Origin of the sequence: Pseudoalteromonas sp. Scap03 (assembly GCF_013393115.1) — a bacterium.
In the GTDB taxonomy this organism is placed as follows: Bacteria; Pseudomonadota; Gammaproteobacteria; order Enterobacterales; family Alteromonadaceae; genus Pseudoalteromonas.
Genome location: NZ_VDEU01000001.1, coordinates 75,360 through 99,954 on the forward strand (window position 1 = coordinate 75,360; position 24,595 = coordinate 99,954).

General features: G+C 40.4%; 28 protein-coding genes. 17 read left to right on the forward strand and 11 right to left on the reverse strand.

From position 1 onward, the window contains the following. Nucleotides 1-84: 84 nt before the first annotated feature. The gene (gene pdsR / locus FHG08_RS00330) at nucleotides 85-780 is read left to right on the forward strand and encodes a proteobacterial dedicated sortase system response regulator (RefSeq protein WP_178956501.1); all 696 of its coding nucleotides are present in this window, start codon (nucleotides 85-87) and stop codon (nucleotides 778-780) included. Beyond that, nucleotides 774-2,909, forward strand: coding sequence for a proteobacterial dedicated sortase system histidine kinase (gene pdsS, locus FHG08_RS00335; protein WP_178956502.1), 2,136 nt, complete (start codon nucleotides 774-776; stop codon nucleotides 2,907-2,909). Before pdsR ends, pdsS begins: the two co-directional genes overlap by 7 nt. Before the next feature lie 14 nt (nucleotides 2,910-2,923). Here pdsS and FHG08_RS00340 read toward each other — a convergent pair whose 3' ends face one another. Together FHG08_RS00340 and FHG08_RS00345 are read right to left on the reverse strand one after the other, a co-directional pair. Then, a complete protein-coding gene (locus FHG08_RS00340) occupies nucleotides 2,924-3,220 on the reverse strand; it encodes a hypothetical protein (RefSeq protein ID WP_138570845.1) in 297 nt (98 codons plus the stop codon). A 535-nt stretch (nucleotides 3,221-3,755) separates the two neighbouring features. Then, nucleotides 3,756-5,009 carry a multifunctional CCA addition/repair protein gene (locus tag FHG08_RS00345; RefSeq protein ID WP_178956503.1) on the reverse strand — a complete coding sequence of 418 codons (1,254 nt, stop codon included), beginning with the start codon at nucleotides 5,007-5,009 and terminating at the stop codon, nucleotides 3,756-3,758. A 135-nt stretch (nucleotides 5,010-5,144) separates the two neighbouring features. Between FHG08_RS00345 and FHG08_RS00350 the strand changes: the two genes are divergently transcribed. Further along, on the forward strand, nucleotides 5,145-5,363 hold the full coding sequence (locus FHG08_RS00350; RefSeq protein WP_036981490.1) for a hypothetical protein: 219 nt from the start codon (nucleotides 5,145-5,147) through the stop codon (nucleotides 5,361-5,363). Between the two features lie 5 nt (nucleotides 5,364-5,368). Here the strand turns inward: FHG08_RS00350 and FHG08_RS00355 are convergent, their stop codons facing one another. The 5 genes from FHG08_RS00355 to FHG08_RS00375 are packed head-to-tail and all read right to left on the reverse strand — an operon-like array spanning nucleotide 5,369 to nucleotide 10,396. Next, entirely contained in the window at nucleotides 5,369-6,520 is a 1,152-nt protein-coding gene (locus FHG08_RS00355; RefSeq protein ID WP_178956504.1) for a murein transglycosylase domain-containing protein, read from the reverse strand. Nucleotides 6,521-6,555: 35 nt separating this feature from the next. Next, nucleotides 6,556-7,056: a DUF1543 domain-containing protein gene (locus FHG08_RS00360; protein ID WP_010387662.1), complete on the reverse strand. Its 501-nt coding sequence runs from the start codon at nucleotides 7,054-7,056 to the stop codon at nucleotides 6,556-6,558. A gap of 19 nt (nucleotides 7,057-7,075) precedes the next feature. Then, nucleotides 7,076-8,425: a sigma 54-interacting transcriptional regulator gene (locus FHG08_RS00365; RefSeq protein WP_178956505.1), complete on the reverse strand. Its 1,350-nt coding sequence runs from the start codon at nucleotides 8,423-8,425 to the stop codon at nucleotides 7,076-7,078. A gap of 2 nt (nucleotides 8,426-8,427) precedes the next feature. Then, entirely contained in the window at nucleotides 8,428-8,940 is a 513-nt protein-coding gene (locus tag FHG08_RS00370) for a hypothetical protein (protein WP_178956506.1), read from the reverse strand. A 1-nt stretch (nucleotide 8,941) separates the two neighbouring features. Then, the gene (locus FHG08_RS00375) at nucleotides 8,942-10,396 is read right to left on the reverse strand and encodes a HAMP domain-containing sensor histidine kinase (RefSeq protein WP_178956507.1); all 1,455 of its coding nucleotides are present in this window, start codon (nucleotides 10,394-10,396) and stop codon (nucleotides 8,942-8,944) included. 304 nt (nucleotides 10,397-10,700) lie between these two features. On the opposite strand from FHG08_RS00375, the gene FHG08_RS00380 reads away from it, so the two are divergent. The 5 genes from FHG08_RS00380 (at nucleotide 10,701) to FHG08_RS00400 (ending at nucleotide 13,703) form a co-directional block, all read left to right on the forward strand. Then, nucleotides 10,701-10,934 (forward strand): EF-hand domain-containing protein, encoded by a 234-nt coding sequence (locus FHG08_RS00380; protein WP_138609158.1) that lies wholly within the window; start codon nucleotides 10,701-10,703, stop codon nucleotides 10,932-10,934. A 12-nt stretch (nucleotides 10,935-10,946) separates the two neighbouring features. Continuing rightward, nucleotides 10,947-11,174 carry a hypothetical protein gene (locus FHG08_RS00385; RefSeq protein WP_076918368.1) on the forward strand — a complete coding sequence of 76 codons (228 nt, stop codon included), beginning with the start codon at nucleotides 10,947-10,949 and terminating at the stop codon, nucleotides 11,172-11,174. Between the two features lie 155 nt (nucleotides 11,175-11,329). Beyond that, a complete protein-coding gene (locus FHG08_RS00390; RefSeq protein ID WP_178956508.1) occupies nucleotides 11,330-11,566 on the forward strand; it encodes an EF-hand domain-containing protein in 237 nt (78 codons plus the stop codon). An 8-nt stretch (nucleotides 11,567-11,574) separates the two neighbouring features. Then, the gene (locus FHG08_RS00395) at nucleotides 11,575-11,811 is read left to right on the forward strand and encodes an EF-hand domain-containing protein (protein ID WP_178956509.1); all 237 of its coding nucleotides are present in this window, start codon (nucleotides 11,575-11,577) and stop codon (nucleotides 11,809-11,811) included. Nucleotides 11,812-12,014: 203 nt separating this feature from the next. After that, a complete protein-coding gene (locus FHG08_RS00400) occupies nucleotides 12,015-13,703 on the forward strand; it encodes an amidohydrolase (protein WP_178956510.1) in 1,689 nt (562 codons plus the stop codon). Nucleotides 13,704-13,728: 25 nt separating this feature from the next. Here FHG08_RS00400 and FHG08_RS00405 read toward each other — a convergent pair whose 3' ends face one another. Next, the gene (locus FHG08_RS00405) at nucleotides 13,729-13,965 is read right to left on the reverse strand and encodes a YgjV family protein (protein ID WP_138609166.1); all 237 of its coding nucleotides are present in this window, start codon (nucleotides 13,963-13,965) and stop codon (nucleotides 13,729-13,731) included. 278 nt (nucleotides 13,966-14,243) lie between these two features. On the opposite strand from FHG08_RS00405, the gene FHG08_RS00410 reads away from it, so the two are divergent. After that, a complete protein-coding gene (locus tag FHG08_RS00410; RefSeq protein WP_076918373.1) occupies nucleotides 14,244-14,900 on the forward strand; it encodes a Crp/Fnr family transcriptional regulator in 657 nt (218 codons plus the stop codon). 49 nt (nucleotides 14,901-14,949) lie between these two features. Here the strand turns inward: FHG08_RS00410 and FHG08_RS00415 are convergent, their stop codons facing one another. Then, nucleotides 14,950-15,516, reverse strand: a complete 567-nt coding sequence (locus tag FHG08_RS00415) for a phosphoribosyltransferase (protein WP_010387648.1) — start codon at nucleotides 15,514-15,516, stop codon at nucleotides 14,950-14,952. Between the two features lie 175 nt (nucleotides 15,517-15,691). Next, a complete protein-coding gene (gene pepB / locus FHG08_RS00420; protein ID WP_054201839.1) occupies nucleotides 15,692-16,990 on the reverse strand; it encodes an aminopeptidase PepB in 1,299 nt (432 codons plus the stop codon). Nucleotides 16,991-17,134: 144 nt separating this feature from the next. On the opposite strand from pepB, the gene sfsA reads away from it, so the two are divergent. The 8 genes from sfsA to FHG08_RS00460 all read left to right on the forward strand — a co-directional run bounded on the left by sfsA (nucleotide 17,135) and on the right by FHG08_RS00460 (nucleotide 23,526). After that, the gene (sfsA, locus tag FHG08_RS00425) at nucleotides 17,135-17,854 is read left to right on the forward strand and encodes a DNA/RNA nuclease SfsA (RefSeq protein ID WP_178956511.1); all 720 of its coding nucleotides are present in this window, start codon (nucleotides 17,135-17,137) and stop codon (nucleotides 17,852-17,854) included. A gap of 280 nt (nucleotides 17,855-18,134) precedes the next feature. Continuing rightward, nucleotides 18,135-18,578 carry an RNA polymerase-binding protein DksA gene (dksA, locus tag FHG08_RS00430; protein WP_008111170.1) on the forward strand — a complete coding sequence of 148 codons (444 nt, stop codon included), beginning with the start codon at nucleotides 18,135-18,137 and terminating at the stop codon, nucleotides 18,576-18,578. Between the two features lie 12 nt (nucleotides 18,579-18,590). Further along, complete coding sequence (gene gluQRS / locus FHG08_RS00435; protein WP_138609170.1) at nucleotides 18,591-19,487, forward strand: tRNA glutamyl-Q(34) synthetase GluQRS; 897 nt, start codon at nucleotides 18,591-18,593, stop codon at nucleotides 19,485-19,487. A gap of 305 nt (nucleotides 19,488-19,792) precedes the next feature. Continuing rightward, on the forward strand, nucleotides 19,793-21,091 hold the full coding sequence (pcnB, locus tag FHG08_RS00440; protein WP_178956512.1) for a polynucleotide adenylyltransferase PcnB: 1,299 nt from the start codon (nucleotides 19,793-19,795) through the stop codon (nucleotides 21,089-21,091). Nucleotides 21,092-21,094: 3 nt separating this feature from the next. Further along, on the forward strand, nucleotides 21,095-21,580 hold the full coding sequence (gene folK, locus FHG08_RS00445; RefSeq protein ID WP_178956513.1) for a 2-amino-4-hydroxy-6-hydroxymethyldihydropteridine diphosphokinase: 486 nt from the start codon (nucleotides 21,095-21,097) through the stop codon (nucleotides 21,578-21,580). Nucleotides 21,581-21,610: 30 nt separating this feature from the next. Continuing rightward, nucleotides 21,611-22,405, forward strand: a complete 795-nt coding sequence (gene panB, locus FHG08_RS00450; protein ID WP_178956514.1) for a 3-methyl-2-oxobutanoate hydroxymethyltransferase — start codon at nucleotides 21,611-21,613, stop codon at nucleotides 22,403-22,405. Then, nucleotides 22,405-23,253, forward strand: a complete 849-nt coding sequence (gene panC / locus FHG08_RS00455) for a pantoate--beta-alanine ligase (protein ID WP_138609176.1) — start codon at nucleotides 22,405-22,407, stop codon at nucleotides 23,251-23,253. Before panB ends, panC begins: the two co-directional genes overlap by 1 nt. A gap of 30 nt (nucleotides 23,254-23,283) precedes the next feature. Then, nucleotides 23,284-23,526 (forward strand): hypothetical protein, encoded by a 243-nt coding sequence (locus tag FHG08_RS00460; protein ID WP_138609178.1) that lies wholly within the window; start codon nucleotides 23,284-23,286, stop codon nucleotides 23,524-23,526. A gap of 63 nt (nucleotides 23,527-23,589) precedes the next feature. On the opposite strand, the gene FHG08_RS00465 is transcribed toward FHG08_RS00460, so the two are convergent. After that, on the reverse strand, nucleotides 23,590-24,558 hold the full coding sequence (locus tag FHG08_RS00465; RefSeq protein WP_010387635.1) for a PstS family phosphate ABC transporter substrate-binding protein: 969 nt from the start codon (nucleotides 24,556-24,558) through the stop codon (nucleotides 23,590-23,592). Nucleotides 24,559-24,595: the final 37 nt, after the last annotated feature.

Consider the following 24,595-nt stretch of genomic DNA (forward strand, 5'->3'; position numbering starts at 1 on the left):
AAAAAAATGGCAATTGCCTTTTTCACCTTACTTAGCACGAAAACTTCGTTATAGTGCGCTTTAAAATAAATAAGGGTGTGTAGAATGAAAAAAATAGCTATCGTTGAAGATGAAACTGCCATTCGCGAAAACTACATAGAAATGCTGAGCGCTCAAGGCTATCAGGTAAGTGGTTATGAAAACCGCACTCAAGCAGAAATAGCTTTTAAAGAAGCACTCCCCGATTTAGCCATTGTTGATATTGGCTTAGGCCATGAAATAGATGGCGGCTTTTTACTGTGCCAAACACTGCGTTCACTTTCTAAAACCTTACCAATTATTTTTTTAACCGCTCGCGACAGCGAAATAGACACCGTATGCGGCCTGCGCATGGGCGCCGATGACTACCTAACCAAAGATATTAGCTTAGCGCATTTAGCCGCGCGTATTGGTGCGCTATTTCGCCGCATGGAAGCATTAGAGCAACCCGCCGATGCCAACGCATTAATAATTCGCGGTCAACTAACACTCGACACGCAACGCATGCAGGTGCTTTGGCAGCAACAGTTGGTTGATTTAACCGTAACTGAGTTTTGGATGCTGCACTCACTCGCCCAACGACCTGGCCACGTTAAAAGCCGTAATGAGTTAATGAGCGATGCTAAAATTTATGTAGACGACAGCACCATTACCTCCCATGTAAAACGCATTCGCAAAAAGTTTATAGCACTCGATAGCCAGTTTGACTGCATTGATACCGTGTATGGCATGGGTTACAGGTGGGAGCAACCCACATGCTGAGATTTGGCCTACGCAGTAAATTTATTCTACTTTCATGCTTTTTGTTTTTGTTGCCATGGTTAGGCTACGAGTACGTATGGGAAATGGAAAAGTTTTTACGCCAAGGCCAAGAAAAAACGCTCGTAGGCACTACACGCGCACTGGCAACAGCCCTGCACGAACGCCCCGCTTTATTTGACGAACAAACCAACTTTTTAGATCAAGTTGTAAAAGGCCGCGATCTCTATGCTTATAATTTAAAAAGCCCAATTCAGCTCGATGGTAAACTCAGCGACTGGGACGCTTACCAATCGCTATTTTGGCTGTATGACAAACGCTACTTACAAACAGCCAATGATAACCATCAACTGAACAACTTATCATTTAGCCACATGGTAGGTAAGTTTGATAATTACTTATATGCTGTATTTAAAGTCACAGATGACACTGTAATTTACCGTGCTAAAAACAGCCTCAGCATTACCAATAATGACTATGTAAAAATTGGCCTAAAAAACCCTGATGGGCAATTTAATACTTATATTATTGCTCCGCGCCAAGATGGCTGGGTCAACGCATTTGATGCCAACAGTAAAATGCCTTTTACTAAAATTCAGGGTTTCTTTAAAAAAACTGAAACAGGTTATAACCTTGAGCTGCGCTTTCCTTTGAGTATGCTTGGCAATAAACTGGGATTTGCCATTGCCGATGTTGATAGTAAACAACCAAACCAAACCCCTAGTATTATGTCTACATCGAACTTAAATAACCCGAATGATTTAGGTTCGGTACTGGTGCCCTCCCCTGAAATAAACCGTATATTAAAAGGCATGGGACACAGCGGCAGTCGCATATGGGTGGTCGATAATCATCACCGTGTATTAGCGCAATCGGGCAGTATTCAAAATGCCGATGGCGTATGGGCCGATGGGCTAAAAAATCAAGCGCCAAAAACTGCGTGGCAGCGCTTTGAACAGGCCTATTTACATCCTTTGTATTATAAAATTTTAACGCGTCCTGAAGATGAATTTATAGATACCTTACACGATGTAGCTTCAATGCAAGGCGCTCATTTAGCCAAAGCACTGAAAGGTCAACCGGCCTCGTCTTGGCGACTCACTCCCGATAACAAAGCGGTAATATTATCGGCTGCGTATCCTATTTGGATTGAGGATAAGGTTATTGGGGCAGTTATAGCTGAAGAAACCACCAATGGCGTGCGTACACTGCGTAATAAATCGCTGGAAAAACTATTTAATGTGATTTTAGCGGTCATGTTAATTGGCACAGTCACTTTGTTCTTTTTTGCTTCGCGTATATCGAGCCGTATTAGGCGACTACGAGATACAGCAGAGCAAGCCATTGATGCGCAAGGACGAGTAACGGGCCATATAAATTACAGCGATGCCAATGACGAAATTGGCGATCTGTCGCGTAGCTTTTCAAATATAGTGAGCCGACTTGGTGGCTATACCGATTATTTAGAAAATATGTCGTCGCGCTTATCTCACGAGCTGCGCACACCGGTTGCGGTTGTCCGTTCATCTCTTGAAAACTTACAAAGCTTGCAGCAAAGTGAACTGAGTCAAAAATACCTTGAACGTGCCAGCGAAGGGGTTGAGCGCTTAGGGAAAATAATTACCACTATGAGCGAAGCTACCCGCCTTGAGCAAAGTATTCAAAGTAATGAGCCAGAGCAGTTTGATTTACAAAAAGTGATTAGTGGCTGTATGCAGGGCTACCAACTTACTTATACTAACCAGTTATTTACACTCAACATTTGCCAAAGCACACTGCCAATGCAAGGTGCCCCTGAATTTATAGCGCAACTGCTCGATAAGCTAATTAATAATGCCTTGGAATTTAGTGAAGCTAACACAGCAATTGAAGTCAGCCTTAAGCAAAATGAAAACAAAGCAACCTTAACGGTAAGTAATACAGGTACTTTATTGCCTGAGGGACTTACTGAACATATTTTTGATTCTATGGTATCGGTGCGCAGCCAACAAATGCAGCAACAACCGCATTTAGGCTTAGGGCTTTATATTGTAAGACTAGTGTGTGATTACCACAAAGGTACAGTAACAGCGCACAATAATGAGCAAGGTAATGGGGTGGTATTTACTGTGAGCTTACCACTTAATAACTAAAGGTTCCCTAGAAGCTATGCCTCTTTTTTTAACAAGCGATACAAAGTATCCATACGCTTATGCGCTTGCTGCACCTTTGCTTGCGCCTCAACTTTTATAGTTAAGATAAGTAGTAACAACAGATAAAAACTAGGCTGAGCTAATACGTCTGGGAACATCAATGAAACAAATGCGATATAAGCAAAACTGCCAAATAATCCCTTAAAAATATCAAAGGGTTTAGGTGAGTGTTTTTCAAACTCATCTTCAAGAACTCGTTTTTTTTCAGCTTCGCTTATCGCTAATTTTGCGTTAATTTGTTCTGGTGTCATTAAATTAAGTCCTTTTAAGATAAATACAATTATGGATATGCAGCTTTCACTATTAAGAATGATAAGCAAACTCAATTGTATCGCTATTTGGTAAAAGTGACGAGCAAAAAAGGCTGAAACGTCCTAGGGTCTGTTGACCTTTGCGATTAAAATTTGTTCAAACTAGGGGCGGTTTAATCGCGGCGCGAGGTTTGTAGCCTAGTGGGCTCGATAACTGCTCCTGCGTTATTCTACTGGCTTACATCCATGTAAGAATAAGTAAAAACCGAGCAAAGCTTCCGCGTCCTGCTCACGCCCCTTACCTACATCCATGTAGGCAACAAATAGTAAATCGCTCCTAGGCAGAACCCGAAGGGCAGCGCCCGTTTGGCATTGATGCTACGTTACCGCCTATTTATGGGGAATAACCACACTACATAGGCGCTGCCTTGCCTAAATACCAAACAGACTGCTGCAAATTCAACCTTGAAAGGTCAACAGACCCTAGTTATAGCAAGGACGTTTAAAAATGACTTAATGCAATATTATAATCAGTTTAAGTGACCTTGAGAGTGTTAGTGTTTAAAAACGCTTTAATGCAGTCTATTTCAGCTTGTTTGACCGTTTCGCCTATTTCGGGGCCTTTTTTGCCGCTTTTAAGCGCGTCTTGCACTATCTGTTTTTTATCCATTTTTTGTAGTTCGTTGTGAATAGCACGTAATTTAGCGGCTTGTGGATAGGGCTTATCCACCAGCGTTTCGCCTCGTCCTTGTGCATCACACTGGCACGCTTGAGTAAAGGCAATAAAACGCTCTGGATGCACTAGCGCATTTAAATTAGTGACGATTAATTTATGAATAGTTTGCGGTCTTAACTGTTCAAGCGTGTGACAAAGGGTATGGTTATCACTGGTAAGCACGCCTATATCACGAAAGCGATTAGGCACTTTTAAACGTTCACAAAAGGCCTCAACTACAGCAACCCCTTCACGTTCATGGCCGCGTAAATTACCGCGTTTTTTATAGCTTAGCGCTTTACCAAAGTCATGGGTTAAAGCAGCAAAACGAGTTTCTAGGTTGAAGCCTAAATCGGCTGCTCGTCTAAGGACTAGCATGGTATGGACAAACACATCGCCCTCGGGATGATGATTTGCCGGCTGCGGGGTATTTTTCATCTGTTCTATTTCAGGAAAAATACCTAACCCATCTAATGCTTGAAAATAAAGCTCAGGGTGTTTTTCGCCAAGCGCTTTTTCTGTTTCAAGCCAGACTCGCTCTGGTACTAGATGTTCCAACTCGCCTTTATTTTTAAGCTCATGCATTAATGCAGTAGTACTTGGATGAATAGACCAGTCGCTACCATAACGCGCTAAAAAGCGAGCAATACGCAATACCCGAACAGGGTCTTCTACAAATGCTTGGGTGGTGTGACGCAGTATTTTATTTTTTAAATCAGCTTGACCATTAAATGGATCAATAATAGTGCCGTTTTCGTCTAGCGCCATAGAGTTAATGGTTAAATCTCGGCGTGCTAAATCTTCTTCAAGGGTTACGTTTGGGCTGGCATCCACCACAAAGCCGGTATAACCTTTACCACTTTTACGCTCAGTGCGCCCTAGTGCATATTCTTCTTTAGTGTTTGGGTGTAAGTAAACCGGAAAATCGCTGCCAATGGGTAAAAATCCGAGTGCTTCCATTGTCTCTGGCGTTTCACCAATAACAACATAGTCATTATCTTTTGATTGTATGTTTAGCAGTTTATCTCGCACTGCTCCACCCACTAGGTAAACTTGCTTTAAACTCTGTTGCACTTTATTCCCAACCACTACTTTTAAGCTTTTCTTTGATGTTAATCATACCTAATAGTCATTAAAAAATCTGTGTTGTTTGCCAAGCTTTATTAAGCTCATTACAATAGCGCATTATTTTTTAATACCTAACAGCGAATGAAAAACCACTCAGCAAAAAAAGAACTTATGTTACTGCCCATCCTTTTGGTGGTTATTATTATGTGTGTTGCAGGGCATTTCTTGCTACAGGCTAATTTTCAAGATAGCCATTTGGTTGAGTATTTGTTAGCTGCAATTCCATTTGCTATGTTTGGCTTAGTAATAGTAGCCTTTAAAATGGCAGCCAAAAGTGAACAACAAGAAAATGATGAGTAAATAAGTTACTGATAGTTTTTTTCTGCTTTAGTGACTTTGTATAAATAGCGTCTTGATTCTGCACGTGAGTGCTTAGTGGTGAGAATATTATAAAACTGGCTTGCAGTAAGCTGATTTATTTGTGAAAACGCCACACTTCTATTTTTATTAAATATGCGCAGTACATTACCCGCCCCGCCGTTATAAGACGAGATCATGGCAAAGTGCTTACTTTTGTCGGTACTAATTTTGTTTAAGTAGTTATTTTTTAAAATACTTAAATAGGCGCTGCCAATATCAATATTATGTTTTGGATTAAACAATACAGCTTTGGTTGGTTGCCCGGATACTTTTTTTATTTTTTGGTATACATCGCGCCCTGCGGTAGCCGGGATCACTTGCATTAATCCATAGGCATTGGATGAACTCACCGCATGTGGATTAAAGCTACTTTCGGTTTCAATAATGGCATAAATAAGTGCTGCCGATATTTGATATTTTTTTGCAGCCGCCAGCACATAGTCACTGTATTTTTGTTTTCTTAAATGGGCATTTTGCTCGACTAAATCAAAACTAACCGACGAAATAACGTGCCCATATTGACGTTGCTTTTTTAAGTTATTATTTACTAAATAACGCGCAAATCGATTAGCACGCCAGCTATATTTTATGGGTAACTTATCTTGATCGAGCACTTGTTGGTATAAAAACGGCTCACCTTCTAAAATGGGCGCTTCGCTGGTAAAAATATCGGTTTTATCGGGATCGCTAGAGGTCAGTAAGGTCATAACAATGGCCTGCTGTAACAAGCTTATTGTATTTTTTAACGCGATGGTTTCTACTTTTACAGTGCCTTGCTCAAAATCAATAATGGCACGAGCTTGGTAATCATTACTGTATTTTACGTATTTTTTGGCACTAGGTTGCTGAGTGTTTTGTTTACCCCACTTGCGCCCAACAACGCTTTCTAATGCGGCTAAAAGCTGTTTTACGCTACCAACCTGTGCCTTAATAGAACGGTGTGTTTTTTGTGCTTGCTTGTGAATTGCAACCACGTCAGTAGGATCGTTTTTTACTTGCTTTACCAGTTTATTTAAATCAACAACGGGCGGTAAACCCGACATTGATTTACAGCCACTTAAGCCAACTAGCAAAAGTATAAACGCATACTTTTTCACACAACATCCTAATAAACTTAATAAATCCTCATTTATTATAATACATGATAACCAAACCAGTCAGGTTTAATTGTTTGTGCTTGACCACTTGGGGTTAGTTTAATATTAAGCTGGCTATCGAGTAAGTCGATAGCAAAGCAATCATCAACGTCATGTAAATCATCTTTATGTAGATGGCTAAGCCCTGCGAGTAAATCATTTTTAGCGCGCTGTTTTGCTTCTTCACTACTACTGGCAACATACAAAGCAAAGTCGTGTTGCTCTGCTAGTGAGTCGCTTCTGTAAGCACCTAAGTTAACAAAATAAAGCTGCTTATTTTGCTCTACATAACTATCAACTACCTCGACTTTATAACCATCAATGTGATTAACCGCCATGTAGCTATCCATGTGTACGCTATTTTTGTCGCCTACCCACTGACTTTTAAGCTTGCTATAAGTTTGCTCAATGTTTTGACCTACCACAAAGCGTACGTCGTGCATTTCTATGTGGCAACCTTGAATACGCCCACCTAAATACACCATAAATAACTGCATGCTCACTTCCTTTTTTAAATTATATTAAGCTATCTACGTCAATTTCATGCTTTTTAATTAGCTTATAAAAATCAGAACGATTACGCTTGGCAAGCTTGGCACCTTCGGCCACATTACCCCCTGCCATTTTCAGGGTATTGATAACGTAATCTCGCTCAAACTCTTTTTTAGCGTCGTTAAGCGAAAGTGGCTCAACGTTATTTTCATTGCTATTTAACGCACTAAGCACTAAATGTTCAGATATAACGTCACTTGGTGTTAAGGCAACTACCTGCTCCACCACATTTTGTAATTGACGAATATTACCAGGCCAATCATACCTTACCAATGCATGCATGGCATCGTTTGCAAAACGTTTTTCTTTTTGCTCCATACGTTTTGCAATATTAGCGCTAAAAAAGTTAGCTAATAAGCTAATATCTTCACGGCGTTCTCGCAGCGGAGGAAGTTTGAGATTTACTACGTTTAGACGATAATATAAATCTTCTCTAAACTCTTGATTGCTAATAGCTTCAGGCAGGTTTTTATGGGTCGCTGAAACAATTCGCACATTAATGGGGATCTCTTCTTGAAAACCGACTGGGCGAATGGTTTTTTCTTGCAGCACGCGTAATAACTTAACTTGTAAATTTAGCGGCATATCACCAATTTCATCTAAAAATAAGGTCCCCCCTTGCGCTTGCTGAAACAGGCCTTGGTGATCTTTTACCGCCCCTGTAAATGCGCCTTTTTTGTGACCAAATAACTCCGATTCTAATAACTCACCAGGGACTGCACCACAGTTAATAGCCACAAATGGGCCATCACTAACATGGCTGTGCTGATGAATTGCCTGTGCAAGCAGCTCCTTGCCCGTACCACTAGCACCAGAAATAAGTACATTTACCTGAGTAGGACCTAGTAATTTAACTTGCTCTAGCAAATGCAGCATAGCGCCACTGCGAGTAACAATATTGCTTTGCGGAGTAATATCATCATTATTCACCCCATGTATTTCTATGGCTTTAGCTAAGCTATCGAATAGCTCATCTTTATCAACTGGCTTAGTAATAAAGGCAAAAATACCTTGCTTAGTCGCCTCTACCGCATCAGGAATTGAACCATGAGCCGTCATCATAATTACAGGTAGTGCTGGGTAGCGGCTTTGCAATTGTCGGTGCAGTGCCATTCCATCCATTTCATCCATTCTTAAATCGGTGATCACCGCATCAAATACTTGGCTTTTAAGTATTTGTAATGCATTCATGCCACTATCACTGGTTGTTACTTCATAACCTTTTGATTGAATTCGAATTGCCAGTAACTGCAGTAAGCTGGCATCGTCATCAACGAGTAACACTTTAGCGCTTGATGGAAGTGTGACTGACATAGTTACTGCTCCTTGGTTTCTTCACGTAATAAAAGTTGCTGTTCGATTGCAGCTAATGACGATAAGGTTTTTTGCATTTCAGCGTTTAATGCTTGCTGTTGTTTTTTGGCATTTATTTGCATTAACACCTGCTGCTTTTGCAGCCATAAATAGTGTTTTATATCGTCTGGCCAATAGTAAGCCTGATCTAGCTTAAGCAATTGACTCATAACAGTATCAGGGTCGCGACTAAGGTTGACGCATGCGGTATTAAAAAATGCCTTAAGTGCTTGCTCCCCTAAGTAAGTTTTATTGTCAGGCGTTAATTTAAAGCCACCACATTGATGGGCATGCCATGCAATAACTTGCGCGGCGGGCGGATACATAAGATCTAGTTTTGGCCGCGGCTTTGGATTGGGCTGAGTTTGAGCTATTAGCTCAGGTTTAGCTGGTGTTTGAGTGTTTGTTAATTCACACCCAGATAAAAAAACGAGACTGCTGGTTAGCCATAAAATAGCCATTAAACGCGCAGACATATTATTTAACTCCTTTATTTTTATAGGGGATGACAATGTTAAATCGACAGCCTTGCGGCTCATTATGCTCAATAGTTAACTTACCCTGTAACTGTTCAACCGACTCTTTTACTATGGTAAGGCCTAAACCACTGCCTTGAAGACTAATCTCTTTACTGTGTTTACCTTGATAAAAAGCGCCAAAAACATGTTCTTTTTCATGCTCTTTAATACCACAGCCCTCATCAGCAACCTGTATAATTAAGTTATTACTTTCTAAACTTAAACTAATCGACACAGCTTGGTTTGGCTTTGAAAACTTTAAACCATTAGAGATTAACTGAATTAAAATCATTTCAATTAATTCTCTCGGTAAATTAAGTGCAACTGTCGGTAAGCTATTGTGCCAAATAAGCGACTGCTCTCGTGCGTTTAACCTATGTTCAAAATGATTACTTACCTTTTTAATGAGCTGGTTAAATTCCACTTCACTCACATTATCTTTACTGGTTCGAATCGCGTTATAGCTTAACAAACTGTCTATCATAGTGCGTAATCGCACCATAGATTGACTGATTAACCCAAGCACTGCTTTTTGCTCATTATTAATCGGCCCAACAATTTCATCGGCTAATAATTCAGTGCCCTCCACCATAGAGGCCAAGGGTGTTTTTAGCTCGTGAGTAACATGGCGTAAAAACGTATCTTTTTGCTGCTCTAGCATATGCAATTGCGCTTGCACCCACTGCAATTTGTTACCTAGTTCAATAAGTTCAGCAGATCCCTGCACCGATATTTTTTGCTGCCAATCTCCTTGGCCTAATTTATCAATAACGGAGGTTAAACCTTTTAAACGGCCACTTATCCGCCATAAAAACCCACCCCCAACAAGTAAGGTTAAAGGCGTAAGTGCCACTAACCAGTTTATAAAGGAGGCTTGTAAATTTGTCAGTTTAATTTGGTTTTGAGTGATTTTGGCTTCATTGGTTTCGCGAAGCCACATTGTTAGATCTGCCAGTATTTCACTAATTGGCACAAACAACTCTGCTTGCTCACGAGCTTCAACCACCAGTTTGGTATGCGCTGCTTTTAGCGTATCTGTTAACCTTTGCCATTGTTGAGTACTTTGCTGGCTGCTAGAAAGCTGTTTAAGCTCATTTATATTGTCCAGCGATGACTGCCATTTATCCACGATAAGTTTATCGAGTGAATCGCTTTTTAAAACCCAATTTTGCCTTGTTGCCCTTTCTAAACTGTTGAGCTCTTGTTTAAGAGCATTAAACGACTTGGTTACTTGGTAGTTATTACTGACAATTTGCTGCGTGACCGCTAATTGTTTATTTAATACATTTAAAAATACAATAACCACAATAGACAAAGGCAAGAGTGACAACAGCATGCTCATTACAAACTGGCCAATCAAATTAGGACGCCAATTTACCAATGCTTTATATTTTTCAGCCATGATTACAGGCATACACTAATCCTTCACTACTTTTAAGCGCTCTATTATTAAGCGTTCAACTTATACACTCGCTGAACCAAATACATTTTTGAGAGTAAAACCGTTGCAATGTCGCACAATTGCGACAAGTTAAGCACTTGATTTAAAAATAGTAAAAAACCCTAACTGAGAAAATGTTGCATAAAACACACAAGCGTCGGTAAATATTACCTATTAAAAATACGCTAGAAAGTTAAACCTATGATTTTTAATAAAAATAAAAACTGGCACCATAATTGTATTACGCTTATAAATATTAATTTTTAAAGGCCAAGGAATGACTAAAGGTTATTTAAAATCGACTGTATTAATAGCGTTATGTTTCACAAGTATCCATTCATTTGCTCTTGATGTGAACACAGCATTTTACAGCCTAGATAAGGACAGCAACGGCACATTAAGTGAAGCGGAAGCTGGTGAAGATGCATTACTGCATGAGAATTTTGCACAAATAGATAAAAATGAAGACGGACAATTATCGTTCGATGAATTTAAACAGTTTGTAAAATAAAGGAGTATATTTATGAAACAATTAATTGGTGCTTTTTCACTACTATTTTTGGCTATTAGCGCGACGGCATTGGCATCGTCGTTAAATGTACGTTTTATGCATTTAGATAAAAATATGGATGGCCAAATATCGCTTACAGAGGCTAAACAAGATAAACAGCTACTCAAGCAATTTACTGATTTAGACAAAGACAATAACGAGATGATTTCTAAAAAAGAGTTCGATAACTTTAAACTTTAAGCTTAGATTCAAGTTTCGTTTTGTAATATAGAGTTAAAAGCATTTGCCATAATCCCTGAGGGAGTGTGTAAACGGATTTAATGTTGGGAGTTAAATTATGGCAAGTGCTTTCTTTCAATACTGCAGCAATTTAAATACACCTTGGAACGCCAACTATGAGAATACTGCTTCCCTTTATTGGTGCTTTACTTTTTATCAGCCAAAGTGCATTGGCACTTGATGTAAAGCAACGCTTTGAGCATTTAGATACAAATAATGATGGATATTTAACCCACAGCGAGCTTGCTGCTCAGCCTCAGCTATTAAACTCATTTTCAAATTGGGATGAAAATCAAGACAACAGAATTTCTTTAGCTGAGTTTAAAAACTACTTAACCACTAACCTGTTCTGAGCATTTATATGAAGCATTTTAAAAATATTATTTTACTAACACTGACTGTTTTTAGCTGTATGAGTTTTGCAACAAGCAGTTATATTGCCGAAAAATTTGAAAAACTTGACCGCAACCAAGATGGCTTTTTAACTCGCTCTGAAGCTGCCAGCGATCCTGCTTTATGGTCACGCTTTGGCAGTTATGACCGTGACAAAGACACACAATTATCATTAAGCGAATACAGTTTGTACGCCAGTAAATAAATTGCCTCCTCAAACAAAGCTTGGTTAACAATATCAAGCTTGAGAAGGTTTAACTCCCATTGTTAACACATCCTATTTCCCCCTTAACTTGTTGCTTGCTTTAGCTAAAAGCTGACTTATACGACGCTTAATAAATTATGCTATTGGTATTCTAAATTTGAGTTTGCTACTGTGATAGTTCAAATAATAACAATGTGCGTCTTATGCAACTGATAAAAATAATAAAACCGATATTACTAGCAAGCCTTTGTGCCGTCACTAGCGTGGCAATAGCACAAACTCAAGTCATTTATAATGCTAATGGCTACTCACCTTTGTATAAAGGAAAAATGCGCCATGGCGAAGTAAACACATTTACAACCTTAGTTATAAAAGATGGCAAAGTAGTTAAAACAGGTCCAGACAGCTTAAAAAATAGCTTTCCTGGTGCAACCCTAATTGACGCGAAAGGAAAAACTCTACTCCCAGGGCTCATTGATGCGCATGGACATGTCATCGGGCTAGGTAATAATTTGTCGCAACTTGATGTGCGCGGTGCAAAGTCCGTAGATGAAGTAACCGCTAAACTCAAGGAATTTTCCAAAGATAAAGAAGGTTGGATCATTGGTCGAGGCTGGAATCAAGAACTATGGTCAAATACTCGCTTTCCTTCGGCCGCTGACTTAGACAAAGCAGTTAACGATCGCCCTGTTATTTTATCGCGAGTAGATGGTCATGCCATTTGGGTTAACTCAAAAGCATTAGAACTTGCCAATATTAACGCTGACACATCAGCCCCAGCTGGCGGAGAAATTATAAAAGATGAGTTTGGTAAGCCCACCGGCATTTTTATCGATAAAGCAGAAACCTTGGTTACTCAACATATGCCTGCAACGTCTGCACAATCGGTCAGTAATGCATTAGATGCCGCAGGTAAACACTTACTGAGCCTAGGCATTACCTCAACTCATGATGCAGGTATTGATAAAACCACATGGCAAGTTTACAAACAACGCGCCGAGTTAGGCACATTACCGCTTAGAATTGTAGCGATGTTAAGTGCAGCAAGCCCCGACTTAAGCGCTATGCTTAAAGCGGGTCGTTATCAAGATGCACAGGACTTTTTATCTATCCGCAGTGTAAAAATTTATGCTGATGGCGCATTAGGGTCACGTGGTGCTGCGCTTATTGAAGAGTACGCTGATAGAGCCAACCATTTTGGCCTTATGCTTGAAACCCAACAAAAGCTAGAGGAACTATTTACCCTGACTTTTAAAAATGGTTTTAGCGCTAACACGCATGCAATTGGCGATAGAGCAAATAAAATTGTGCTAGATGCTTATCAAAATGTATTTAAACAAACCGGTGGCATACTACTGCGCAATCGTATGGAGCATGCACAAATAGTCTCGCCAGAGGATATCCCGCGCTTTAAAACCCTGAAAATAATTCCATCTATGCAACCTGTGCATGCCACATCAGACATGCATATGGCTGAGCAGCGTTTAACCGACAAGCAACTACAAGGCGCTTATGCTTGGCAAACATTTTTAGACCAAGGTTCAACGATTGCGGCGGGATCTGATTACCCTGTCGAACTGGCGAACCCGTTTGATGGTTTATATTCTGCGATAACGCGCATGGATCATAATCAACTGCCTGAAAACGGTTGGCGCGCCAGTGAAGTTTTGAGCAGGGAAGATGCATTGCGTGCCTTTACCCTTGGCGGCGCGTATGCAGCGCATCAAGAATTTAAAGTAGGTAGTTTGGAGCAAGGTAAATGGGCTGATTTTATACTGATTGATCAAGACTACTTTAAAGTGCCTATTGAGCAGCTTTACAAAACTCAGGTGCTGGAAACGTGGATTGCCGGTAAATTACGCTACCAAAAAGATTCAGCAAAGTCTGAGTAAAAACAAAAAAGGGTTAACTTAAAAGTTAACCCTTTTTTGTATCAGCCTTAGACTGACGATATAACTTAATAATGTGATAAATATTGACCAGAGCTAACAAGCCGTTAGCAAATGCCACCGGCACAGAACCGATTGCTGCACCGTAAAAAGTAAACGCAATACAGCCAAGTAAATTAAACCAACGTAGTTTGGTCACATCGGTCATGGTCAAGGATATAACTAATAATGCAGATGCTAAATAACCTAAATATTCCCAACTCAATTGTTCTCTCCTAGGCTTTAGGTTAATATTACCAGCTAAATTTTAGTACATTATTAAAAACTGCTACGTAGCAGTTTAAATAAAAAAGCTAACTTACCAATAAAACCTTAAAATATGCTGGTTTTACCCACAATTTTTTAATCATTACACGGTAGAATGAAGGCCATTTAACGCCATTAAATAAATAACGGCGTGGGTAAGTTAGCGTAAATTCTTAATCTTAATGCTATCGTCATTAAGGTGTAATAAATAGGACAATTGTCCGAAGAGCATGATTGATGTTTCAATACCATTTTTCCAGTTACCTTGTTGAACAGCTGCTGACATTTGCCGGCAGTAGTTATCAGCAATCAAAAAAAGAAATATTAATACAGCAAGACCAACCACTCACTAAGTTGGTATTGGTGCGAAGTGGTACTGTATCGTTTAGTTACGATGTGGGGAATGGTCGACGCCTGCTGCTTGGTCAACTCGACTGCAACAACACTTTAATTGGTGAAATTGAAGCACTGAATAATAACCCGTGTATTTATACGGTAACCTGCTTCAGTGATGTTACGTACAATCTTATTGAGCTAAAGCATTGGCGTTCATTATTGCTCGACAAACCAGAATTGAGCCTATACACGGCGCAAACAATTGCTGCTAAGTTCCAAGAAAATCAAAAGATTAACTTAGATAAACTGTTGCTTCCCTTAAGCTACAACATTGCTAAAGACTGCTTATTACGTGCAGAAAATAACAACCCTACTTTATTGCGCGCCTATCCTACGGTAAATGCAGAAGCTGAGCGCTTTGCAACCACTGAACGTGCATACCGACGGGTAGTGAGTGAGTTGGTAGAGAAAAATCTAGTGCAACGAAGCACCCAAGGGCTGCAAGCTGTCGATATTCCTAAACTCAGTGAATATGTAGATAGCTTTGCACAACTTTAAAGACAATAAAAAAGGCCATTAAGGCCTTTTTTATTGAGCAAAGTCACGTTTATTTTTCAAGTAAAATATCGTGGATTTTAGCTAAATCAGATTTACCTTCAATAATTTCATCCGGCGTTAACCCTGATAATTCATGCGGGAATACTAACCATTCTTCAGATTCATGAATGTAGTAATCTGGCACTGTATCTACTTTTGAGTTTTTTGGCTTGTAGTATGGACAAGCAATACGAATATCACTCGGTAAGTTTAAACGCATTAGCTCAGAGAGCTTCTCTTTTAGCGCCACGATGCTTCGACCTGAGTCAAATACATCATCCACAATCAGTAATGAATCACCCGCATTCGCGTTTTCAACTATGTAGTGTAAACCATGTACTTTTATTTCTTTTGATTGCTTACCAATACCGTAATAAGACGACGTACGCACCGCAATATGATCGGTTTCTATGCCTTTGTAGTCATAATATTCTTGAACTGCAATCCCGATTGGAGCACCACCGCGCCATATACCAATAATAAAATCTGGACGAAAGCCATCTTTATACACTTGTGCCGCTACGCGGAATGAATCTTCAAGTAATTGTTGAGCCGTGATATAGCACTTTTCTGACATAGTAAGGATCCCAGTGGTATGTATAATATTTGAGCGAGGTTTAAATGAAATAGATGCCCAAACACGTATTGGCGAAGGATTTTACCGTAAATAAAACAAAATTGCTTGTATGGCGGATAAAAAAATAGGCACCCTTAGGCACCTATTTTTTAACTAATTGCTTAGTCTGAGTTGATTATGCTTTTTCAAGCAAGGTGCGCGCTACTGTACGCATACCTTGTGTAGTTGCACCTGAAGCCCACTGACTAGTACCACCACCCATATTAAATGCTGCCGCTAAATCAATATGTACCCAACCTTTACCATCGTTTGGCACAAAGCGAGATAAGAAACCTGCTGCATTTGAAGCACCACCATAGCCACCGCCTTTTTGTGCACGGCTGTTTGCTGTATCGGCATACGGTGATGGGCAGTTTTGTTGATGCCACTTTTCAAGCGGTAATGGCCATGCGGCTTCCATTTCTTGTGATGCAAAGTCTTCTACTTCACGTACTAGCTCTTTATCAAGGGCAAATAACGCGTTGTATTCTTGACCAACGGCAACAAGGGCTGCGCCCGTTAATGTTGCTGCGTCAATAATAAGTGGTGCACCCGTCTCACCTGCCGCCATTAGGCCATCAGCTAATACTAAACGGCCTTCAGCATCTGTGTTTACAATTTCAACGCTTGTGCCATTTTTGTAGGTAAGAATGTCACCTAGTTTGTATGCATGACCGGAAATTAAGTTCTCTGCACAACATAAAAACAGCTTAATGCGCTTTTCTACACCACGATTAATGGCCAGCGCTAAACCTGCAGTTACCGTTGCAGCTCCGCCCATGTCGCACTTCATGCCTAACATGCCTTCGCTAGATTTAATTGAGTAACCGCCTGAGTCAAATGTAATACCTTTACCTACAAGTGCTGCGCTTACTGGTGCGTTATCATCGCCAGTTGGGTTGTAATCAAGCTCAAGTAATACAGGTGGGCGTTCACTACCACGACCTACAGCATGAATACCAATCCATTGCTGCTCTAATAGCGCATCGCCTTTTATTATTTGGTAGCTAACATGTTCTGGTGCCAGTGATTGAATAAATTCAGCCGCTTTTTCTGCTAGGCTCTCTGGGTAAATGTCATCGGCGGTGCCGTTAACCATTTCACGTGCCCACGTTGCTGAAGCTTTTAAATCAGCAAGTTCTTTTAAATCAGATTGTGCATTATCAACAAACTCAACACCGTGCAGTACTTTTGGTGATACAAAGCCTTGGTAAAATGCCCATTGGCTCTCTGTACACCAAACATCGCCTTCAAGCACAACACTTTTAATGCCTTGGCTTGCAATAGTACGACCCGCTTTTTGCACGTTTTTTAATGTTTCTTGCTCAGATAAATGAACCGTTGCGCCGTGTTCGTTAAAAGATAGTGACGCACTTTCGCCCCAGTGTCCTGGTGCCGATTGCTCGCTTAATTGAACAACAAATTTTTCACTCATGTTAGAATATCCTTGCACTTAAATGTATGGTTGAGTTTACTATAGCGCGCCTAAGTTCCCAACAGCTTGCGGTAAATAACCTCAAATAGACCGCAAAGTCTTATTTTACTTAACCTGAACTCTGGTTATATAAGGAAGTCATTAATGAAATACACCCCGCCATTACAATCTGCTACGTTATTAAAACGTTACAAACGCTTTTTAGCTGATTTAGAGCTCAGTGATGGCAGCACTTTTACCGCTCACTGTGCTAATACGGGGAAAATGACGGGCTGTGCAGACTCTGGTTTTAATGCCTTTTATTCCACCAGCAGTAACACCAAACGAAAGTACCCACAGTCATTAGAGCTGACGCAAAATAACTTATCACAGCTTATTTGTGTAAACACAGCCGTTGCTAATAAAGTAGTAGAAGAAGCGATTAACGCTGAAGTGATTAAAGAGCTGACAGGCTATCAACAAGTCCAAAGTGAAGTGAAGTATGGCAGTGAAAACAGCCGCATCGACTTTTTACTTACCCACAGCAGTAAAGCCAATTGCTATGTTGAAGTTAAATCAGTGACTCTCCTAAGTGAAGAGCATCCACAAAGCGGCCAAGGTTACTTCCCTGATGCGCAAACAGTTCGTGGGCAAAAGCATATTCGTGAATTAATCGAAATGGTAAAACAAGGGCATCGTGCGGTATTACTATTTTCGGTGCTACATCAAGGGATCACACAAGTGAGTGCGGCGGCACATATAGATTCAACCTATGCACAATTACTAAGCGAAGCGATTGAGCAAGGCGTAGAAATATTAGCTTATAAAGCCCATATTTCTGCTAGTGAAGTAACTTTAGTTGAGAAAGTGGCGTTTGTTGAGTAAAAGCGCGCATTTAAACGTTGGTATTGCGCTACGCCAAAAAAATACTTAGTCAAAAAGTAAAAATAAGTTGTTTTTATTATTATTGCCCATATAACTACGCCAGTTTATAAACCAATACTGTGATAAGAAAGTATAAGTAGTACTTTTACTACTTTTATATCACCAAACAGGGTTAAGCTAATTCGATTATTTAAAAATAAATTTGCCTAGGGTATGAGTTTCTGTTATTTATACCGCCGGCTAATGCTGAGGCATTAAATTAAGGATTTAGGAGAGAGTTATGCCAGACCAAAAAAGACATGGTTTATTGGCTCAAGCCGGTTTAGAACCATACCAAGAAAAACCGGGTGAAGAGTACATGAATGATGCACAACGTGCTCATTTTAAAACAATTTTAGAAACTTGGCGTAATGATTTACGTAACGAAGTTGATCGTACCAAATCACACATGCAAGACGAAGCAGCAAACTTTCCTGATCCCGTTGACCGCGCAGCACAAGAAGAAGAGTTCTCATTAGAGCTTCGTACTCGTGACCGCGAACGTAAGTTAATTAAAAAAATTGAAAAAACAATTATATTAATTAAAGAAGACGAATTTGGCTTTTGTGAGTCTTGTGGCATTGAAATTGGCATTCGTCGCTTAGAAGCGCGCCCTACTGCTGATTTATGTGTAGACTGTAAAACACTTGCTGAAATCAAAGAAAAGCAATCTGGACGCGGCTAATTAAGTATAGCCATGTCTTCTACAGCCGTTACTGCGCAAGTATCTAACTATCGCGGCCGATTTGCACCGTCCCCTTCCGGACCGTTACATTTTGGCTCACTTGTGGCGGCTGTAGGTAGCTATCTAGATGCAAAAGCGAACCAAGGAAAGTGGTTAGTTCGCATTGAAGATATAGACACCACTCGCGTTGTAAAAGGCGCCGCCACCGATATCCTAAATACCTTAGACGCCTATAACCTCAATTGGGATGAAAACGTTGTGTACCAAACACAGCGTCTTACTATTTATCAAGATGCCGTTCACGCTCTGTCACAACAACAGCTTGTTTATGCCTGCCAGTGCTCTCGTAAGCAAATAAAAGCCCTCGGCGGCATTTATCAAGGGCAATGTAAACACAGCCAACTAAGTGAACAAGGTCATGCCCTACGTTTAACTCAATGCTATGCAACCGTTGATTATAAAGACCTTATTCAAGGGCATATTGACGTGGACCCAGCTCTCGCTCATGAAGATTACATAATCAAACGCAGCGATGGTTTATTTGCCTATCAACTGGTGGTGGTTATTGATGACATTGAGCAGGGGATTAATCGTATTGTGCGAGGCGCTGATTTAATTGAACCGACTGCGCGTCAAATTAGCTTATTTAAACAGCTAAATTGCCCTATTCCAGAGTTTGCTCATTTGCCTTTGGCTGTAGCAAAACCAGGGTTTAAACTGTCTAAGCAAAATTACGCCCCTGCAATTTGCAAACAAAATCCAAAGCCCACTTTAATAGCTGTATTCGAATTTTTAGGCTTGCCAATACATGAGCAACTAATGGATTTAAACACAGAACAATTACTCGCTTGGGGCGTGGCGCATTTTAACTTAAGCCTTGTTCCTGCTAAGCGCGAAATACAGATTTAACCTCCCATTACGTATTACGTGTGATTAATTCAAATAAAATCGTTAAAAATGGCTTAATTTCAGTGCTGCAACTTAATTTTTTTACCTTGCTGGTATATGATAGCCGCCTAAATATATGCTAATTACATTAAACGGTAAGAATCACGCTTTAAGCGAATACTTGCTGTGATTTTGATTGCAATGGCGAGCAAATCAACCGCTTCTCTAGGAGACAGACTATTATTTCCAAGCTTTTTCAATTTTGTCGACAAATTATCGGCCCAAGTGCCAATAACGAAAATGTCGCAATCAGCAGTGAGCCGTTAGTGATCCCTAGAGGTGAGCATGGTATTTCTCGCAAACAATTTAGCCCAAATGCAATCAAAGTACTCTACCGCCTAAAAGATGGTGGCTATGATGCTTACTTAGTTGGTGGTTGCATTCGCGATGTATTGTTAGGCCAACAACCTAAAGATTTTGATGTTGTAACCAATGCTACCCCTGAGCAAGTAAAAAAACTGTTTCGTAACTGTCGCTTAATTGGTCGCCGCTTTCGTTTGGCGCACATTGTTTTTGGCCGTGAGATTATTGAAGTGGCCACAATGCGCGGCCATCACGAAGCACAAGAAGATAAAAATCAAATTAGCCAGTCAAGTGAACATGGGCAACTTCTTCGCGATAACGTATTTGGTAGCATTGAAGAAGATGCAGAACGCCGTGATTTTTCAATCAACGCTTTATACTACTCGATTAATGATTTTTGTGTTTACGATTACGCAAATGGCTTAGCCGCTATCAAAGCAAAACAAATAGAATTAATTGGCGATCCTGAAACACGCTACCGTGAAGATCCGGTACGTATGCTTCGCGCAGTGCGCTTTGCCACCAAGTTAGATATGCAAATAGCGCCAGCAAGCGAAAAGCCGATTACCGAATTAGCGAGCTTGCTTGATAATATTCCGCCAGCGCGTTTATTTGAAGAAATACTCAAGCTATTTTTAAACGGCAAAGCACAGCAAAACTTTATAATGCTGCGTCAGTACGGTTTATTTAAGTCGTTATTTCCTGAGCTAGACCGTATTTTAAATAAAAACCCTGGCGGACTTGAAGAAACCTTCATAAAGCAGATGTTTGCAAACACTGATATCCGTATTAATGCAGATAAAAAAGTCACTCCTGCATTCGTATTTGCAGCATTACTGTGGTTCCCGCTGATTGAGCGTACTGAAAAAATTAGACGCCAAGAGCAACTATCAGAATACGATGCATTTGCTCAAGCAATTAATAAAGTACTGAGTGAGAATGCCCAACATATTGCCGTACCAAAACGCTTTACTTTAGGTGCCCGTGATATTTGGCATATTCAACAACGCTTAGATAAACGTGCTGGCCAGCGTGCCTATCGTTTAACACAGCAGCCGCGCTTTAAAGCCGCTTATGATTTTTTACTATTGCGTGTTGATGCTGGTGAAACTGAGCATACAGAGCTGGCACAGTGGTGGACACAGTACTTAGGTCAAGATATTAATGGCCAAAAAGAAATGGTACGAGAGCTTGGTCATCAAGGTGGCCCAAAGCCACGCAAGCGACCTCGTCGTCGTACTACTAAAAAGCCAGCTGAGTAAATAATGTTACGTGTCTATTTGGGGTTAGGTGCAAACCTTAACAGCCCTAAAAAACAACTTGATAACGCTGTTATTGCACTTAAAAGCTTGCCAAACAGCGAACTTATAGCCTGCTCGCATTATTATGCGAGCAAGCCTATGGGACCACAAGATCAACCTGATTATGTGAATGCAGTCGCCTGTATCAACACTTCACTTGAGCCAGAGCAACTACTCGATTTAACCCAAGCCATAGAACTGGAACATGGGCGAGTCAGAAAGGCTGAGCGCTGGGGCGCACGCACATTGGATATTGATATTTTATTATTTGGTGAACACATTTTAAATACCGATCGTTTAACCGTGCCTCATTACGGATTAACTGAGCGAGAATTTGTTGTTTACCCACTGCAAGAAATTGCACCGGAACTGATTTTACCTAGCGGCGCATCTATCAAACAGATAGCAAATACCCTACCGCTTAACGACTTACAACAATTACCACGGTAATTAATTAAGGCCATTGTCTGCGAGAATATTATGTCTAAAATAACCGTTTCAACTTTGAATAAAATGAAGGCTGAAAGTAATAAAATCACTGCGTTAACAGCTTACGATGCTAGTTTTGCTAAGTTATTTCATGATAACGGCGTTGATGTTGTTTTAGTTGGTGATTCTTTGGGTATGGTATTACAAGGTGGCGATGATACCTTAGCGGTTACAAACCAAGAAATTGCCTACCATACTCGCTGTGTGCGCGCAGGAAGCCGTGATTTATTTGTTATTGCTGATTTACCGTTTATGACCTACGCAACCCCAAATGATGCGTGTAAAAATGCTGCAGAACTGATGCGCGCGGGTGCTAATATGGTCAAACTTGAAGGCGGTGAATGGCTACATGACAGCATTAAATCACTAACCCAACAAGGTATTCCAGTGTGTGGCCATTTGGGTCTTACACCGCAATCTGTGCATGTATTCGGTGGTTTTAAAATCCAGGGCCGTGAAGAAGCGCAAGCGCAAAAAATTATTGCCGATGCAAAAGCATTAGAAGCCGCAGGTGCTCAACTACTGGTGCTTGAATGTATTCCAAGTGCCTTAGCAAAACGCGTTACAGAGTCATTGAGCATCCCTACAATCGGGATTGGTGCGGGTAATGCAACCGATGGTCAAATTTTGGTTATGCACGACTTGGTGGGCATTTCTGCAGGTTATATTCCTAAATTTTCAAAAAACTTTTTACTCGAAACAGGCAATATGCCTGCTGCAGTTAAAAAGTATTGTAACGATGTCAAAAGCGGCGTATTCCCAAGCGCTGAACACGAGTTTAAATAATGCAGTCAATCACTGAAATAAAATCATTACGCAGTCAAATTAGAACCTGGCGCCAAGCCGGTTTAAGCGTGGCATTTGTTCCTACTATGGGCAACTTACACCGTGGTCATTTTTCACTGGTAGAAAAAGCTAAAACACTGGCCGATAAAGTGGTCGTGAGCATTTTTGTTAACCCAATGCAATTTGGTGCTAACGAAGATTTAGACAGTTATCCGCGTACTCTAGATGCTGATAAGCAAGGGTTAGCTGATCTTGAAACAGACATTTTGTTTATCCCCAGTGTTGAGACTATTTACCCTAATGGTTTAGGCGCGCAAAGCTTTGTTGATGTGCCTGGTATTTCAATGGGATATTGTGGTGGTTCACGCCCAGGCCACTTTAAAGGCGTAGCGACTGTTGTTACTAAGCTATTTAATTTAGTACAGCCTGATTATGCTTGTTTTGGTGAAAAAGATTTTCAGCAGCTACAAGTTGTTAAAACCATGGCTACTGACTTATCAATACCAGTAGAAATTATTGGTGTACCTACCATGCGTGAAGTTAGCGGCCTTGCCATGAGCTCGCGTAATGGGTACTTATCAAGTGATGAAAAACAAACCGCTCCTGCTTTATTTAATACCTTAAAGCATTGTGCGCAGCAAATAAAAAGCGGTAATAAAGACTTTGCTACATTGGAAAGTGAAGCAAAGAACGCATTAGAAAACGCAGGCCTAAAACCAGATTATTTTTCGATAGCTCAACGAGATACATTAAAAGCTGCTACACTCGAAGATACACGATTTGTAATTTTAGCTGCCGCCTTTTTAGGTAGTGTTAGATTAATCGACAATATTCAGGTTGAAGTTTAATACTGGTGTGGCCTCATTTTAAGGATAAGCATGAAAACTTTTTTTAAAACTAGCCTCGTGGCTTTTTCGTTTGCAGTTATTGCTGGCTGCCAGAGCCAGCCGGGTAATCCAGCACTTAATCAGTGTGCTCAACAAAGTTATCAATGTGAAACCAGCTGCGAACAGCAAACAACCACCGATAGTCTTAAATCGCAGGTTTGTTCATCAAAATGTATTGAGGCTTACAATCAATGCAAAGTACAAGCTGAAAACTTAGGTAAAGCAACAAACTAAATAATCTTAAGTAAAACAAAAAAACCGCTCAATGAGCGGTTTTTTATTATTTGCTTTGGCTGCTTATTTCAAGCCTAACTTTTTAAGCTCTAGTTCAACTAACTTTGCAGAAAGTGGTACATAGCCATCCTTTTCTACAATTTTTTGACCGTCTTGAGAAAGTACCATCTTTAAGAACTCAGCTTCAACTGGCCCAAGTGGCTTATTTGGGTGTTTATTTACATAAACATATAAAAAACGTGATAGTGGGTATTTACCTTGTGCTACGTTTTCAAGCGTGGCATCAACAAAGTTAGTGCCTTTTTTAGATAACGGAACAGTACGCACACCCGATGTTTTATAACCAATGCCAGAGTAACCAATCGCATTTAATGACGCTGAAATTGACTGTACAACAGAAGCCGAACCCGGTTGCTCGTTCACGTTATTACGGAAATCACCTTTACATAGCGCTTTCTTTTTAAAGTAACCGTAAGTACCTGATACTGAGTTACGTCCGTATAATTGCACGTCTTTTGCAGCCCAATCACCTTCTAGACCAACATCACTCCAGCGATTTACTTGCTCTGATGCACCACATTTACGAGTTGATGAGAAAATAGCATCGATTTGGTCAATGCGTAGTCCTTCGATTGGGTTATCTTTGTGTACAAATACTGCCAACGCATCAATTGCTACTCGCACTTGTGTTGGTTTGTAGCCATGACGCTTTTCAAATGCTTCAATCTCTTTTGACTTCATTGCACGGCTCATTGGACCTAAGTTAGCCGTACCTTCAGTTAGTGCTGGTGGCGCAGTAGACGAACCTGCCGCTTGAATTTGAATATTTACATTTGGGTAAATACGCTTATATTCTTCAGCCCAAAAGGTCATCATGTTGGCTAATGTGTCAGACCCTACTGATGAAAAGTTACCTGATACACCGCTAATTTTTTGATACTCAGGAATACCGTCTTCTAATGCAACCGCTTGTGCAGATACAAATGTTGTAACAGCCACACCCATTGCGGCAACTAAGTTTTTAAATTTCATTTTGGGGTTCTCCAATTTGTTCGTCCCATTTCCTAAC